At 60.9% G+C, this 327-nt stretch carries 1 protein-coding gene; it reads right to left on the bottom strand.

Translation table 11 applies throughout. The annotated features are described in order from the left end of the window. Window positions 1-327: hypothetical protein (locus GCN75_RS29470; protein WP_193317712.1), on the bottom strand; the 327-nt coding region annotated here is incomplete at both ends.

Below are 327 nucleotides of genomic sequence, written 5' to 3' on the forward strand. Positions count from 1 at the left end.
CCAGCTGGCCCTGGTTATTTACCAGTGACTGGGCGTTATTTGCGTTGGCGGTGATGGCCAGCAGATTGCTGGCGGAAATCACCGCCTTGTTAGTCTGTACATCACCAGTAGTTGCCGTGATGGCGATGTTTGCCGCCCCCGTCTGGCTGTTCGACAGATCCACACTGGAACCCGTCAGCACGGCGCTGCCTGCCGCCAGGTTCTGTCCGCTCGCCTGCAAGACGCCATCGGCATTGATGGTCAAGTCCCCTGTCGCACCCAGGCTGCCGTCCGCTTTCACGCCGGCGCCCAGCAAGCCGCTGCTGGTCATTTTGCCCGCCGTAATAT

Origin of the sequence: Janthinobacterium violaceinigrum (assembly GCF_009208555.1) — a bacterium.
In the GTDB taxonomy this organism is placed as follows: Bacteria; Pseudomonadota; Gammaproteobacteria; order Burkholderiales; family Burkholderiaceae_D; genus Janthinobacterium; species Janthinobacterium violaceinigrum.